Genomic DNA, 13,329 nt, shown 5'->3' on the forward strand with positions numbered 1-13,329 from the left:
TCGAAAGGCGGAGGCTCGGCTTCCGCCTTTTTTCGTTCTCTGATTCAAAGCCCAGAGCCAATTTCCGCAGGATTTGTCAAATCGGACTATGGTTCTCTCAAGCCGATCGATTTGCACGAGGTTCCGACATGAATGGCGAAACGGCATGGGTACTTTATGAAAACCGTCTGAGACGGGTTTCGGCCTATATTCACGACCACCTCGACGAGGAACTGGATATGGAGCGGCTTGCCGAGATCGCCTGCATGTCGAGCTATCACTGGCACAGGATCTACCGGGCGATCTACGGTGAGACGCTGGCGGCCACCGTCAAGCGGCTCAGGCTGCATCACGCGGCGGGCGAGATCGTCCGCACGGAGCTTGCCGTCAGCGAAATTGCGAAGCGATCAGGCTATCCCAATCTCCAATCCTTCAATCGTATCTTCAAGTCGGTCTACGGCATGCCGCCGGCGCGCTATCGGAAAGAGGGAAGCCACACAGCCTTTGAACCCTCACCCAACGGAAAGACCAAAGTCATGTTAGACGTTACCATACGTGAGATCGGACCGATCGAGCTGATCGGTGTGCTTCATACCGGTTCCTACATGCATATCGACAAAGCCTTCGAGACGCTGTTCGGCACGCTTTACGCCCGCGGCCTTGCCAAGCCCGAGATGCGGATGATCGGCATCTATCTCGACGATCCCGATATCGTGCCGGAGGAAAAGCTGCGCTCGATCGCCTGCGTCACCGGCGCTGCCGACGTGCCGGCGGCGGCGCCGTTCGAGCGGCGCACGATCGACGGCGGCGATTATGCGGTGCTGCGCCACAAGGGTCCCTATGCCAATATGCCCAAGTCTTATCAATGGCTCTTTGCAGAATGGCTGCCGAAATCCGGTCGGCAGCTGAAGGACAGGGTCATGTTCGAGGAGTATCTCAACAATCCGCGCGAGGTGCCGCCGACCGAGCTTCTGACGGACATTCACATGCCGCTTGTCTGACGGCGGATATCCCCGGCGCGGTCTGGCAGCCGCGCCGGTTTCAGGGTCAAGCGGCCTGCATCGTCTTGCCTGCCTCGTTGTCCAACTCATTCGCGCGCTTGTAGGCCTCACGCTCGCTGATGCGGCCGAAATAGTCGACGAAGGCCTGGCGCTTTTCGATGCTGCCGAAACCAAGGCCCCAGCCGATATGGGCGCCGACATAGACGTCGGCGGCGGTGAAGCGCTCGCCGGCGACATAGGTCGAGCCCGAGACCGCCATTTCAAGCGTGTTCATGACATCGCCGAAACCGCCGCAGCCGGCCATGCGAAGGCGTTCCTTCGGAATTTCGAAGCCGAGCGCCTTCATCGTCACCGCCGATTCGAGCGGACCGGCGGCAAAGAACATCCAGCGGTAATAGCGGGCGCGCTCCTCCGGCCTCGGCGCCAGGGCCTTTTCGGGGAAGGTCTCGGCGAGATAGGCGCAGATCGCCGCGCATTCGGTGACGATGGTATCGCCGTGGCGGATTGCCGGCACCTTGCCCATCGGATTGACCGCGAGATATTCCGGCGCCTTCATGGTCTCGCCGAAGGTCAGGAGTTCGGTGCGATAGGGCTGGCCGATCTCCTCCAGCATCCAGCGCGCGATGCGGCCGCGCGACATCGGGTTCGTATAGAATACCAAATCTTCAGTCATGAGATCCTCCTCGTGTTCCCGTTATTCTGCGGCCTTGCCGTTCCCCCGGAATCAATAGTGCGGCGGGGCCCTTGTGCAACCCCAGGCCTTTAAAGCGTCTTGCGGTACTGGATGAAACCCGAGCGCTCGGCGATCCTGTCGTAGAGCCGGCGGGCCGTTGCATTCGTTTCGTGCGTCATCCAATAGAGTCGGCCTGCACCGTTTGCGCGGGCAAGATCGGCGACGGCCTCGATCAATGCGGCACCGGTGCCGAGCCCGCGGTGGCTGTTGTCGACATAGAGATCTTGCAGATAGCAGGTCCATTGCGGCAGCCAGCAGGAGCGGTGAAAGATGGCATGGACGATGCCGACAAGATGGCCGTCTTCGTCGAAGGCGCCCAGCGCATGCATCGGTTCGTCAGGATCGTGGAAACGAGCCCAGGTGAGATCGGTGGTTTCGGGCGGGATGACCACTTCGTAGAAGCGCTGATAGGCCTCCCACAAGGGTTCCCAAGCGGCGCGGTCCGAGGATTCGAGCGGTCGCAGGATGGCCGTCATCGGTTCATTCTCCCAAAATGAAAACGGCGGGGAAATCCCCGCCGCTTCGATGTTATCTCGGAAAGGCCGGCTTACGCCATGGCATTCTGCAGGTTCTGGTCGATCTTGTCGAGGAAGGCAGTGGTCGAGAGCCACGGCTGGTCGGGGCCGATCAGCAGCGCCAGGTCCTTGGTCATGAAACCGGATTCGACGGTGTCGACGCAAACCTTTTCGAGCGTCGCGGCGAAGCGGGCAAGCTCGGCATTGTCGTCGAGCTTGGCGCGATGCGCCAGGCCACGGGTCCAGGCGAAGATCGAGGCGATCGAGTTCGTCGAGGTTTCCTGGCCCTTCTGGTGCTGGCGGTAGTGGCGGGTAACCGTGCCGTGAGCGGCTTCGGCTTCGACCGTCTTGCCGTCGGGCGTCAGCAGAACCGAGGTCATTAGGCCGAGCGAGCCGAAGCCCTGAGCGACGGTGTCGGACTGGACGTCGCCGTCATAGTTCTTGCAGGCCCAGACGTAACCGCCCGACCACTTGAGCGCCGAGGCGACCATGTCGTCGATCAGGCGGTGTTCGTAAGTGATGCCGGCTTCCTTGAACTGATCCTTGAATTCGCTCTCGTAGACTTCCTCGAAGATGTCCTTGAAGCGGCCGTCATAGGCCTTGAGGATGGTGTTCTTGGTCGACAGATATACCGGCCACTTGCGCATCAGGCCGTACATCATCGAAGCACGCGCGAATTCGCGGATCGATTCGTCGAGGTTGTACATGGCCATGGCAACGCCGGCGCCCGGTGCGTTGAAGACTTCCTTCTCGATGACGGTGCCGTCTTCGCCGACGAACTTGATCGTCAGCTTGCCCTTGCCGGGGAACTTGAAATCGGTGGCGCGGTACTGGTCGCCGAACGCGTGGCGGCCGACGACGATCGGCTTGGTCCAGCCGGGAACCAGGCGCGGCACGTTCTTGCAGATGATCGGCTCGCGGAAGATGACGCCGCCGAGGATGTTGCGGATCGTGCCGTTCGGGCTCTTCCACATTTCCTTGAGGTTGAATTCCTTGACGCGGGCTTCGTCCGGCGTGATCGTCGCGCACTTGATGCCGACGCCGTGCTTCTTGATGGCGTTGGCGGCGTCGACGGTGACCTGGTCGTTGGTGGCGTCGCGGTTTTCGACCGAGAGGTCGAAATAGTCGATATCGAGGTCAAGGTACGGATGGATCAGCTTATCCTTGATGAGCTGCCAGATGATGCGCGTCATTTCATCGCCATCGAGATCGGCGACGGGATTGGCGACCTTGATCTTGTTCATGTATCTGCCTCGTTCGAGCTTGGATGGGGACATGGTCCCAGGTGGGTGACGTGATGAGGAGGGCTATAGCATTGTGAACCGGGAACGCAAAGCTGCAACCGGTTTCGGAATGCGTTTTTGCCGCCATTGCCAAGTGTCAGATTTCGGCTAGTCTCCGGCCCAACTGCTGCCCCCGGAATATTCGACCATGAAGACAATCGCCGTTGTAATCGCAAGCCTTATCGCTTTTTCCGGCAACGGTCACGCCGCCGACATCATTGCTCCCGTGAAGGAGATCATGGAGGCGACCAAGAGCAACTGGGCCGACAACAACAGCGACTGGACCGACATCTTCGATGCGGGCCGGCTCGACCATCTCTACAGCCGTGATTTCGTCGCGAAATACCAGGCGGCGGCGCAGTTTCCCGCCATCGACGACGACGGCATTTCGCCCTTCGACTACGACGTCATCGTCAATGGCCAGGATGCCTGCCCGCTGGAGGATCTGACGATGGTCGCGGCACCGCCGGTCAACGGGGTGGCCGAGGTGACGGTGCGCTTCCGAAAATCCGCCTGCTCGGATGCGCCCGATGCCAAAGATTATACGACTGTTCATTTCCTCGTGGTCGAAGAAGGCAGCAAACCCGTCATCGACGATATCGTCACCGAGAATATCGAAACGCAGGCGCGCGATTCCCTCAAGACGACAATGGCGCTGATTGCCAAGGGCCAATAGGCGCGCGACATTCGCAAGCACTGGGATTCGATCTCGGGCGGTTTGATTTCCGCTCCTGCGGCGGTATCTGTTGATCCCTGGGCGGCATGAGGGGCTTTTGCATTTGTTTTCCGGTTTTCAGTTCCGCGACTGGTTGCTTGCCAACGATCCGGCGCTCTCGCGTCTGCGCATGGCCTCGCGGGTAACGTTGACGATCGTTTTCTCCTTCTTGATTCTCCTTGCCATCCAGATGTTCATCCTGCCGCTGCCGACGGCAGCTTTCGGCCTTGGCATCGTGCTGTCGATCGAGGGCGGGGTGGCGGTTCGCGACAAGGGCAATACGCGCCAACTGGTGACGCGGCTCTTCGGTTGCGTCGCAAGCGTTGGCGTCGTCGCCATCGCGGCGGGCCTTGAGGATCGGCGTTTTCTCTCCGATCTCGTTTTCCTGGTGGTGATCGCGCTCGCCTCGGCCGGCCGCGTGTTCGGGCCGCGCGGTTTTGCGATCGGCATGTTCGCCTTCACTTCCTATTTCATGGGATCTTATTTCCGGCCTTCTCTTGCCGAACTGCCTGATGTGGCGATCGGCCCCGTCGTTTCGGTGCTCTTCGGGCACCTGGTGAGAGCTGTGCTCCTGCCGGATGATTGGCGGCGCGACCTGCTGCGCTCGCTCGAAAGCGTGCGCGGCCGGATCAACCAGATACTCTTCAAGCTCGCCGCCCTAGCCGGTGACGCCGAGATCGGCGAAGCCGACAGGCAGGAGCTGCGCCAGCTGGAAGACCGGTTGAAGGAAGTGGTGCTGATGGCCGAAACCTTCATTCCGCGCCCGGCCGGCGGGGTTTTCGATGCCACCGCCGATCCCGCCGCGGAGCTGGCGATCCGGCTCTTCGATGCGCATCTTGCCGCCGAGAGTGCGATCGTGCTGAGCTTCCAGAGCCAGCCGCCCTTCGCACTCGTCCATGCGGTGATCGAGGCGGATGCGGCCGAGCTTGCAGCCTATAGCGCCATGGCGGAAGCCATCAGGGACGAGCCGCAAGGCGAAACCGTGCGGGCGCTTCTCTGGCTCGGCGAGGCGCGGCAGCAGCTAACGCAGGCGATCGGCGAGGGGCAGACCTCCGGCTTTGCCGGCATCGATGCCGTCAGGGACACTGCGCAGTCTGAAAAGATCGACTTTTCCTTTGCCAATCCGCTGCTGCGGTCGGCGCTGCAGATCACGCTCGCCTCGGCGCTCGCCATGGGCTTCGGTCTGCTTCTGTCGCGCGAACGCTGGTTCTGGGCGGTGCTTTCCTCCTTCCTCGTTTTCACCAACACCAATTCGCGCGGCGACACGGCGATGAAGGCGCTGTCGCGCTCGCTCGGCACGGTGTTCGGCATCGCGATCGGCCTTGTGCTGGCGACGCTGATTTCGGGGCAGCTGGCGATCGCCATTCCGGTTGCGGCCGTCTGCATTTTCCTCGCCTTCTATTTCCTGCAGGTTTCCTACGCGACGATGACCTTCTTCATCTCGATCGTGCTTTGCCTGGTCTATGGCATGACCGGCGTGCTGACGCTCGACCTGCTGCAGCTGCGCATCGGGGAGACCATGATCGGCGCGGTGGCCGGAACGGCAGTCGCCTTCCTGGTCTTTCCGGCCCGCACCCGGGGTGCGCTCGATGCGGCACTTGCCCGCTGGTTCCAGGCGCTGGAGGACCTGCTGAACGCGATCGGTGAGGGCAAGAGCGGCTTCGAGTTGATCGCCCTGTCACAGAAGATCGATGCCTGCTACCGCGACGTGACGGTGGCCGCCAAGCCGCTCGGCTCGTCCTGGTCGGTGGTGACGCGGCCGGGCCAGATCCGCCAGACGCTGGCGATCTTCCTCTCCTGCACTTATTGGTCGCGCATCCTGGCGAAGAGTTCCACAGCGCCGGCCGAGGCCGACGCACTGAAGAGGCTGATCGCGACGGATCTGGCGCTGATGAAAGATGCGGCCGCGCAAGGCTCGACCGCTTTCTTCATCGAGCGCAAGGCATCGCGGACGACAGGACGGCATCTGCCGCTGTCGCGCGAGGGCACCAGGCTGGGGCTCGAAATGATCGGTTCGGCGCTGGAAAGGCTCTATCCGCAGGCTGACGTCTTGCCGTTTGCACCGGGCGAGGTTATTGCGCGCTCGAAACAGGGATAGAACCATGGCAGGCACGAACAGCGAGCGTCAACTTCTGGCCGAAGGGCCGGCCATCATTCTGGTCGAGCCGCAGATGGGCGAGAATATCGGCATGGTGGCGCGTGCCATGGCGAATTTCGGCCTTGCAGAACTGCGCCTCGTCAATCCGCGCGACGGCTGGCCGAACGAGAAAGCCTTGGCGACTGCCTCCAAGGCCGATCACGTCATCGAGGCGACAAAGGTCTACGATACGCTGGAGCAGGCGGTCGCCGACCTCAATTTCGTCTATGCGACGACGGCGCGCGAGCGCGACGGTTACAAACCGGTGCGTTCGCCTGTCATCGCCGCCGAGACGCTCCGGGCGAGGTTTCGCGCTGGCGAGGGCACCGGCATCCTCTTCGGGCGCGAGCGCTGGGGGCTGACCAACGAGGAGGTGGCGCTTGCCGACGAGATCGTCACCTTTCCCGTCAATCCGGCCTTCGCCTCGCTGAACATCGCCCAGGCGGTGCTGCTGATGTCCTATGAATGGATGAAATCAGGCATGGAGGATCTCGGCGCCGTGCCCTTCCAGGCGATGGGGCAGACACCTTCGACCAAGGAACAGCTGTTCGGCCTGTTCGACCAGCTGGAGGAGGCGCTCGATGTGCGCGGTTATTTCCACCCTGCCGGGAAAAAGCCGAAAATGGTCGACAATCTACGCGCTGTTCTATCCCGCCGGGCTTTCACGGAGCAGGAAATCAGCGTGCTGCGCGGCGTCATCTCCTCCCTCGACCGCTTCTCGCGCAAGAGCCCGCGCGGTGGCCGGTTCCCCATAGCGGCCAAGGAAACACCGCCCGATGACAGCGCCGACGCATGAGCTGAAACCCGTCCTCGTCTTCGATTCCGGCATCGGCGGGCTCACCGTCTTGCGCGAGGCGCGTGTGCTGATGCCGGAACGCGGTTTCATCTATGTCGCCGACGATGCCGGCTTTCCCTATGGCGGCTGGGAGGAACAGGCGCTGAAGGAACGGATCATCGGGCTTTTCGGCCGGCTGCTCGAAGAGCACGATCCCGAAGTCTGCATCATCGCCTGCAACACCGCCTTCACGCTGGTTGGCGCCGATCTCCGCGCCGCTTTTCCCCAGATGACCTTCGTCGGCACCGTGCCGGCGATCAAGCCGGCGGCGGAGCGTACGCGCTCCGGCCTCGTCTCGGTGCTCGCGACGCCGGGCACAGTCAAGCGCGCCTATACCCGCGATCTCATCCAGTCCTTCGCCCAGCAATGCCATGTGCGGCTCGTCGGCTCGGAGAACCTTGCGCGCATGGCGGAAGCCTATATTCGCGGCGACGCCGTCTCCGACGACGCCGTGCTTGCCGAAATCGACCAGTGTTTCGTCGAGAAGGACGGCCGAAAGACCGATATCGTCGTGCTCGCCTGCACGCATTATCCCTTCATGGCCAATCTTTTCCGGCGGCTTGCGCCCTGGCCGGTCGACTGGCTCGACCCCGCCGAAGCGATCGCGCGGCGCGCCCGCACGCTGGTGCCGCTGGTTGCAGACGCTGTGCATCCCGACAATGTTGACTTCGCGGTGCTCACCTCGGGCGATCCCGATTTTGCGACCCGGCGGCTGATGCAGGGATTCGGCTTGAGGGCGTAGCTCGGCGAAGAAGCGCGATCACGGCGCTGGATCAGTTTCTCGGATGAAGCCAGGAATTGTCCTGTGGGTTGGCGAAATCCAGTCCTGAAAAACCGCGCATTCTTTGATAGACGGGGCGATGCCGTTTCGGAAGAATGGCGCTTCATTCATGTAAGTCTCTTCGTCGCGAGGATATGCATTGCAGGTTGGCATCGATATGGGATTGGCGTCCGGCAGCCCGGCGACGCTCGATATCGAGGAGCTGCTGGCGACCCGTCTGCTCGTGCAGGGCAATTCCGGATCGGGCAAGTCGCATCTACTGCGCCGCCTGCTCGAGCAGTCGGCGCAATGGGTGCAGCAGGTCATCATCGATCCAGAGGGTGATTTCGTCACCCTCAGCGACAGGTTCGGCCATGTCGTGGTAGATGGTGAACGCACAGAAGGGGAGTTGGCGGGCATCGCCAACCGCATCCGTCAGCATCGCGTTTCCTGCGTGCTGACGCTCGAAGGCCTCGATCTCGAAGACCAGATGCGCGCCGCCGCCGCCTTCCTCAACGGCATGTTCGATGCCGATCGCGAATACTGGTATCCGGTTCTCGTCGTGGTCGACGAGGCGCAGATGTTTGCGCCGTCGGTCGGCGGCGATGTCTCGGAAGATGCGCGCAAGATGTCGCTCGGCGCGATGACCAATCTGATGTGCCGCGGGCGTAAACGCGGCCTTGCCGGCGTGATCGCGACGCAGCGGCTTGCCAAGCTCGCCAAGAACGTCGCCGCTGAGGCCTCGAACTTCCTGATGGGCCGCACCTTTCTCGATATCGACATGGCGCGCGCTGCCGACCTGCTCGGCATGGACCGGCGCCAGGCCGAGATGTTCCGCGACCTGAAGCGCGGCAATTTCGTCGCCCTCGGACCGGCGCTATCGCGCCGGCCGCTGCCGATTCAGATCGGCGCGGTGGAGACCTCGGCGCGCTCTTCCAGCCCGAAGCTGATGCCGCTGCCGGATGCGCCTCAGGATGTCGAGGATCTGATCTTCACGCCCGATCCGGAGGAATTCCAGCGGCCGCTGGTGCGCCGTGCCCCGCCGGCGCCGCGGCCGACGACCGATATTCTGGCCGAACTCTCGCGCTCGACGCCGGCGGCATCGGCGGTACCTGCCGAGGCGAGGGCGAGCCAGGCGGAAGTCTCCGCCGAGGAGCGGAAGGAGCGCCTGGCTGGCGTGCTTGCCGAAATCCTCGACGATCCCACCTCCGCCTTCCGTACCGATTCGGTGCTCTACCAGGATTTTCTGGTAAGGCTGCGCATGCGTCGCGTGCCGGGACCGCCGATCGCGCTGCCGGATTTCCGCCGGCGTGTGGCGATCTCACGTTCCGGCGTCGACGCAACGACAGCTGCGACCGATGCCTGGGCGACGGCGCTGTCGCTGTCTTCAGGTGTCACCGACGACCTGCAGGGCGTCTTCCTGATGCTCGCCAAGGCCGCCGTCTGCGGCGAGCCGTGCCCGTCGGACGCCCGCATAGCCCGCGCCTACGGCACCCACTCCGCCCGTCGCGCGCGGCGCCTGCTCGGCTATTTCGAGGAGCAGGGCATCATCGTCGTGCACGCCGATTTTTCCGGCAAGCGTATCGTCGCTTTCCCGGACATGGACTGCCAGACGGCGCCGGGCGACGCCAACGCGCCTGATGCTGGCGGGGACCAACCGCTGGCGGCGGAATAGTGGCGCTTTCCGGGTTTGCCGCTGTTGACATTTTCATGACGGCCCTCTAAAGACCGCCGCAAGCACCGGGCAGCAATGTCCGGTGTTTCATTTGACATGTCCCGTGGATCGTTTCTGTTCGCTAACCGGAACATCCTGTCGGATCTCGGCAGAGATCAGAGGAGGGCGTGTTTCCTTCGTGCGGTTTGGCAACAAGCCGTCTTAAACCTTTGAAAGGAAATACGATGAGCAAGCGCGAATCGTCCAAGTACAAAATTGACCGCCGTATGGGCGAAAACATCTGGGGCCGTCCGAAGTCCCCGGTGAACCGCCGCGAATACGGCCCGGGCCAGCACGGCCAGCGCCGCAAGGGCAAGCTTTCGGACTTCGGTGTGCAGCTGCGCGCCAAGCAGAAGCTCAAGGGCTACTACGGTGACCTGCGCGAAAAGCAGTTCCGCGCGATCTTCGCCGAAGCCGACCGCCGCAAGGGCGACACCTCTGAAAACCTGATCGGCCTCTTGGAATCGCGCCTCGACGCGATCGTCTATCGCGCCAAGTTCGTTCCGACGGTCTTTGCTGCCCGTCAGTTCGTCAACCATGGCCACGTCTCGGTCAACGGCGTGCGCGTCAACATCGGTTCCTACCGCTGCAAGGCCGGCGACGTCATCGAGGTTCGCGAAAAGTCGAAGCAGCTGGTGATCGTTCTGGAAGCCGTCAGCCTCGCCGAGCGCGACGTTCCCGACTACATCGAAGTCGATCACCATAAGATGGTCGCAACCTTCGGCCGCGTTCCGACACTCAGCGACGTTCCGTTCCCGGTCGTCATGGAACCGCACCTGGTCGTCGAATTCTATTCGCGTTAATGCATTCGTCTCGCAGTCGAAACCGATTGCGAGACAACAGCATGCGTCGATATACGGAAAGCCGCTCTTTCGAGCGGCTTTTTTGCGAGCTGGAGAGAAGCAATGGCAGATTTGCAGGCGACCCTCGATAGCATCTACGCCGATATCCAGCCGCGGATCGGCGAGGGCAAGGTCGCGGACTATATTCCCGAGCTCGCCAAGGTCGACCCGAAGCAGTTCGGCATGGCGATCGTCACCGTCGACGGCAGGGTCTATCGTGTCGGCGATGCCGATACCGCCTTCTCGATCCAGAGCATATCGAAGGTCTTCATGCTGACGCTGGCGCTCGGCAAGGTCGGCGAGGGGCTGTGGCAGCGCGTCGGGCGCGAACCTTCCGGATCGGCTTTCAACTCTATCGTCCAGCTCGAACACGAGAGCGGCATCCCCCGCAACCCATTTATCAATGCCGGCGCCATCGCCGTCAGCGACGTCGTCATGGCCGGCCATGCGCCGCGCGAGGCAATCGGCGAACTGCTGCGTTTCGTGCGCTATCTCGCCGATGACGAGTCGATCACCATCGACGACAAGGTGGCGCGCTCGGAAACGCAGACGGGATACCGCAATTTCGCGCTTGCCAACTTCATGCGCGCTTACCGCAATCTCGACCATCCCGTCGATCACGTGCTCGGCGTTTATTTCCATCAATGCGCCTTGTCGATGAGCTGCGAGCAGCTGGCCCGCGCCGGGCTGTTCCTGGCGGCGCGCGGCAGCAATCCGACGACCGGCCATTCGGTGGTCTCGCCGAAGCGGGCGCGTCGCATCAATGCGCTGATGCTGACCTGCGGTCATTACGACGGCTCGGGCGACTTCGCCTATCATGTCGGCCTGCCCGGCAAGAGCGGCGTCGGCGGCGGCATCTTCGCGGTGGCGCCTGGCATCGCCTCGATCGCGGTGTGGTCGCCGGGGCTGAACAAGGTCGGCAATTCGCAGCTCGGCGCAGCGGCGTTGGAAATGCTCGCAGCGCGCACCGGCTGGTCGGTTTTCGGCGATTGACGCTGTGTTGCCAGGCGGGTTTCTGCTAGAGCAAATGTGGAATTTCTGTAGGACGAAGCAATGAATATCGCAGCCAACATCGCCGATGATTTGGAAACCGGCGAAGCCGACACCAGCGGCCATGCGCTGTTTGCCGATGCGCCGCGTTCCGTCTCTTTCAACAAGCTGCGCAAGCGGCTGCTGCGGCAGGTGCGCCAGGCCTTCGACGATTTCGATATGCTGAAGGGCCAGAAGCGCTGGCTGGTCGGCCTTTCCGGCGGCAAGGATTCCTACGGGCTGCTCGCGCTGCTGCTCGATCTCAAATGGCGCGGGCTGTTGCCGGTCGAACTCATCGCCTGCAATCTCGACCAGGGCCAGCCGAACTTCCCGAAACACGTGCTGCCGGACTATCTCACCAAGATCGGCGTTCAGCACCGGATCGAGTATCGCGATACCTATTCGATCGTGAAGGAGAAGGTGCCTGAAGGCGCCACCTATTGTTCGCTCTGTTCGCGGCTGCGCCGCGGCAATCTCTATCGTGTCGCGCGGGAAGAGGGTTGCGATGCGCTGGTGCTCGGTCATCACCGCGAGGACATTCTCGAAACCTTCTTCATGAATTTCTTCCATGGCGGCCGGCTCGCCTCGATGCCGGCGAAGCTTCTGAACGACGAGGGCGATCTGATGGTGCTGCGGCCGCTGGCCTATGCAGCTGAGGACGACCTCGCGAAATTCGCCGTCGCCATGCAGTTTCCGATCATCCCCTGCGATCTCTGCGGTTCGCAGGACGGGCTGCAGCGCAATGCGATGAAGGACATGCTCGCCGATATCGAGCGGCGGATGCCGGGCCGCAAGGATACGATGCTGCGGGCGCTTTCGCATGTGAACCCGTCGCATCTGCTCGACCCGAAACTCTTCGACTTTTCCACCCTTGGTGTCACCGATCCTTCATGAAAAGCCAGCTAAGCAGGCTGCTCATTATATGACGGACAGGATTTCGCATGACTATTTCAGATCAGGATATTCTCTTTCTCGGCGATTGCGTCAGGGAGGCGGCGCGCGCCGAAATCATGCCGCGTTTCCGCAATCTCGACGCTGCCGATGTTTCGGAAAAGACGTCGGCAATCGATCTGGTGACGCAGGCTGACCTGCTTGCCGAACAGCGGATCACCGCGGCGCTGAGAGAGCGCTTTCCCGCAGCACTCATCGTCGGCGAGGAGGCTTATGACGCCGACCGGTCCGTCGTGCCGGCCCTTGCCGATGCCGAGCTCGCCTTCGTCATCGACCCTGTCGACGGGACGTTCAATTTCGCCGCCGGGCTTCCTGTCTTCGGGACCATGTTGGCGGTGACCGTCAGGGGCGAAACGGTCGCCGGCATTATTCACGATCCAGTTCTCGGCGACACAGTGACCGCGATCAGCGGGGCAGGCGCCTTTCTGAAACGTCGGGACGGGCAGTCGACAAAGCTGAAGGTCGCCGAGCCTGCTAGCCTGAACCAGATGGTTGGTGGCCTGTCATGGAGCCACATGGACGAACCGGATCGCGCCCGTATCTGCGCCAACATGGCGAAGATCCGCATGACCTTCGCCTTCAACTGCTCGGCCTACGAATATTGGATGGTCACTTCCGGCAAGATGCATTTCATCGGCCATGCGAAGCTGATGCCCTGGGACCACTTGGCCGGCGTGCTCGCGCATCAGGAGGCCGGCGGCCATACGGCGAAATTCGACGGCACGCCCTATCGCCCCGGCGAGACGACGGGTGGCATCATCTCTGCGCCCGACCGGGAGAGCTGGCAGCTCATCCGGCGCGAGATCGTCGGCATCTGATTCAAGCTTCTCCTGAG

General features: G+C 62.3%; 13 protein-coding genes. 10 read left to right on the forward strand and 3 right to left on the reverse strand.

Features of this window, described 5'->3' with window-relative positions:
* Positions 1 to 128 precede the first annotated feature (128 nt).
* A complete protein-coding gene (locus ACS4RR_RS13490; protein WP_456188899.1) occupies positions 129 to 980 on the forward strand; it encodes an AraC family transcriptional regulator in 852 nt (283 codons plus the stop codon).
* Between the two features lie 46 nt (positions 981 to 1,026).
* Here the strand turns inward: ACS4RR_RS13490 and ACS4RR_RS13495 are convergent, their stop codons facing one another.
* The 3 genes from ACS4RR_RS13495 to ACS4RR_RS13505 form a co-directional block, all read right to left on the reverse strand.
* On the reverse strand, positions 1,027 to 1,653 hold the full coding sequence (locus ACS4RR_RS13495; RefSeq protein ID WP_017964509.1) for a glutathione S-transferase family protein: 627 nt from the start codon (positions 1,651 to 1,653) through the stop codon (positions 1,027 to 1,029).
* Positions 1,654 to 1,742: 89 nt separating this feature from the next.
* On the reverse strand, positions 1,743 to 2,189 hold the full coding sequence (locus ACS4RR_RS13500) for a GNAT family N-acetyltransferase (RefSeq protein ID WP_017964508.1): 447 nt from the start codon (positions 2,187 to 2,189) through the stop codon (positions 1,743 to 1,745).
* A gap of 71 nt (positions 2,190 to 2,260) precedes the next feature.
* Positions 2,261 to 3,472, reverse strand: a complete 1,212-nt coding sequence (locus tag ACS4RR_RS13505; protein ID WP_260110939.1) for an NADP-dependent isocitrate dehydrogenase — start codon at positions 3,470 to 3,472, stop codon at positions 2,261 to 2,263.
* Between the two features lie 187 nt (positions 3,473 to 3,659).
* On the opposite strand from ACS4RR_RS13505, the gene ACS4RR_RS13510 reads away from it, so the two are divergent.
* From ACS4RR_RS13510 to ACS4RR_RS13550, 9 genes are all read left to right on the forward strand, one after another.
* On the forward strand, positions 3,660 to 4,187 hold the full coding sequence (locus tag ACS4RR_RS13510) for a hypothetical protein (RefSeq protein WP_170281249.1): 528 nt from the start codon (positions 3,660 to 3,662) through the stop codon (positions 4,185 to 4,187).
* Positions 4,188 to 4,284: 97 nt separating this feature from the next.
* Positions 4,285 to 6,324, forward strand: a complete 2,040-nt coding sequence (locus ACS4RR_RS13515) for an FUSC family protein (protein ID WP_260110938.1) — start codon at positions 4,285 to 4,287, stop codon at positions 6,322 to 6,324.
* 4 nt (positions 6,325 to 6,328) lie between these two features.
* Positions 6,329 to 7,159, forward strand: coding sequence for an RNA methyltransferase (locus tag ACS4RR_RS13520; protein ID WP_222385151.1), 831 nt, complete (start codon positions 6,329 to 6,331; stop codon positions 7,157 to 7,159).
* Positions 7,140 to 7,940 carry a glutamate racemase gene (gene murI / locus ACS4RR_RS13525; RefSeq protein ID WP_222385150.1) on the forward strand — a complete coding sequence of 267 codons (801 nt, stop codon included), beginning with the start codon at positions 7,140 to 7,142 and terminating at the stop codon, positions 7,938 to 7,940. Before ACS4RR_RS13520 ends, murI begins: the two co-directional genes overlap by 20 nt.
* A gap of 178 nt (positions 7,941 to 8,118) precedes the next feature.
* The gene (locus ACS4RR_RS13530; RefSeq protein ID WP_260110937.1) at positions 8,119 to 9,633 is read left to right on the forward strand and encodes an ATP-binding protein; all 1,515 of its coding nucleotides are present in this window, start codon (positions 8,119 to 8,121) and stop codon (positions 9,631 to 9,633) included.
* Positions 9,634 to 9,857: 224 nt separating this feature from the next.
* Positions 9,858 to 10,475 (forward strand): 30S ribosomal protein S4, encoded by a 618-nt coding sequence (gene rpsD / locus ACS4RR_RS13535; protein WP_017964499.1) that lies wholly within the window; start codon positions 9,858 to 9,860, stop codon positions 10,473 to 10,475.
* A 102-nt stretch (positions 10,476 to 10,577) separates the two neighbouring features.
* Positions 10,578 to 11,507 carry a glutaminase gene (locus ACS4RR_RS13540; RefSeq protein WP_456188900.1) on the forward strand — a complete coding sequence of 310 codons (930 nt, stop codon included), beginning with the start codon at positions 10,578 to 10,580 and terminating at the stop codon, positions 11,505 to 11,507.
* 60 nt (positions 11,508 to 11,567) lie between these two features.
* The gene (gene ttcA / locus ACS4RR_RS13545; protein WP_170255794.1) at positions 11,568 to 12,437 is read left to right on the forward strand and encodes a tRNA 2-thiocytidine(32) synthetase TtcA; all 870 of its coding nucleotides are present in this window, start codon (positions 11,568 to 11,570) and stop codon (positions 12,435 to 12,437) included.
* Positions 12,438 to 12,484: 47 nt separating this feature from the next.
* On the forward strand, positions 12,485 to 13,312 hold the full coding sequence (locus ACS4RR_RS13550) for an inositol monophosphatase family protein (RefSeq protein WP_456188901.1): 828 nt from the start codon (positions 12,485 to 12,487) through the stop codon (positions 13,310 to 13,312).
* The last annotated feature ends 17 nt before the right edge of the window (positions 13,313 to 13,329 follow it).

This window comes from Rhizobium zaerense (assembly GCF_051810725.1).
Classification (GTDB): domain Bacteria; phylum Pseudomonadota; class Alphaproteobacteria; order Rhizobiales; family Rhizobiaceae; genus Rhizobium; species Rhizobium leguminosarum_I.

Coding starts and splice junctions, on each gene's coding strand:
- ACS4RR_RS13500 (WP_017964508.1), bottom strand. CDS start 2,189: ATGACGGCCATCCTGCGACCGCTCGAATCCTCGGACCGCGCCGCTTGG.
- ACS4RR_RS13520 (WP_222385151.1), top strand. CDS start 6,329: ATGGCAGGCACGAACAGCGAGCGTCAACTTCTGGCCGAAGGGCCGGCC.
- ACS4RR_RS13540 (WP_456188900.1), top strand. CDS start 10,578: ATGGCAGATTTGCAGGCGACCCTCGATAGCATCTACGCCGATATCCAG.
- ACS4RR_RS13490 (WP_456188899.1), top strand. CDS start 129: ATGAATGGCGAAACGGCATGGGTACTTTATGAAAACCGTCTGAGACGG.
- ttcA (WP_170255794.1), top strand. CDS start 11,568: ATGAATATCGCAGCCAACATCGCCGATGATTTGGAAACCGGCGAAGCC.
- rpsD (WP_017964499.1), top strand. CDS start 9,858: ATGAGCAAGCGCGAATCGTCCAAGTACAAAATTGACCGCCGTATGGGC.
- ACS4RR_RS13510 (WP_170281249.1), top strand. CDS start 3,660: ATGAAGACAATCGCCGTTGTAATCGCAAGCCTTATCGCTTTTTCCGGC.
- ACS4RR_RS13495 (WP_017964509.1), bottom strand. CDS start 1,653: ATGACTGAAGATTTGGTATTCTATACGAACCCGATGTCGCGCGGCCGC.
- ACS4RR_RS13505 (WP_260110939.1), bottom strand. CDS start 3,472: ATGAACAAGATCAAGGTCGCCAATCCCGTCGCCGATCTCGATGGCGAT.
- murI (WP_222385150.1), top strand. CDS start 7,140: ATGACAGCGCCGACGCATGAGCTGAAACCCGTCCTCGTCTTCGATTCC.
- ACS4RR_RS13550 (WP_456188901.1), top strand. CDS start 12,485: ATGACTATTTCAGATCAGGATATTCTCTTTCTCGGCGATTGCGTCAGG.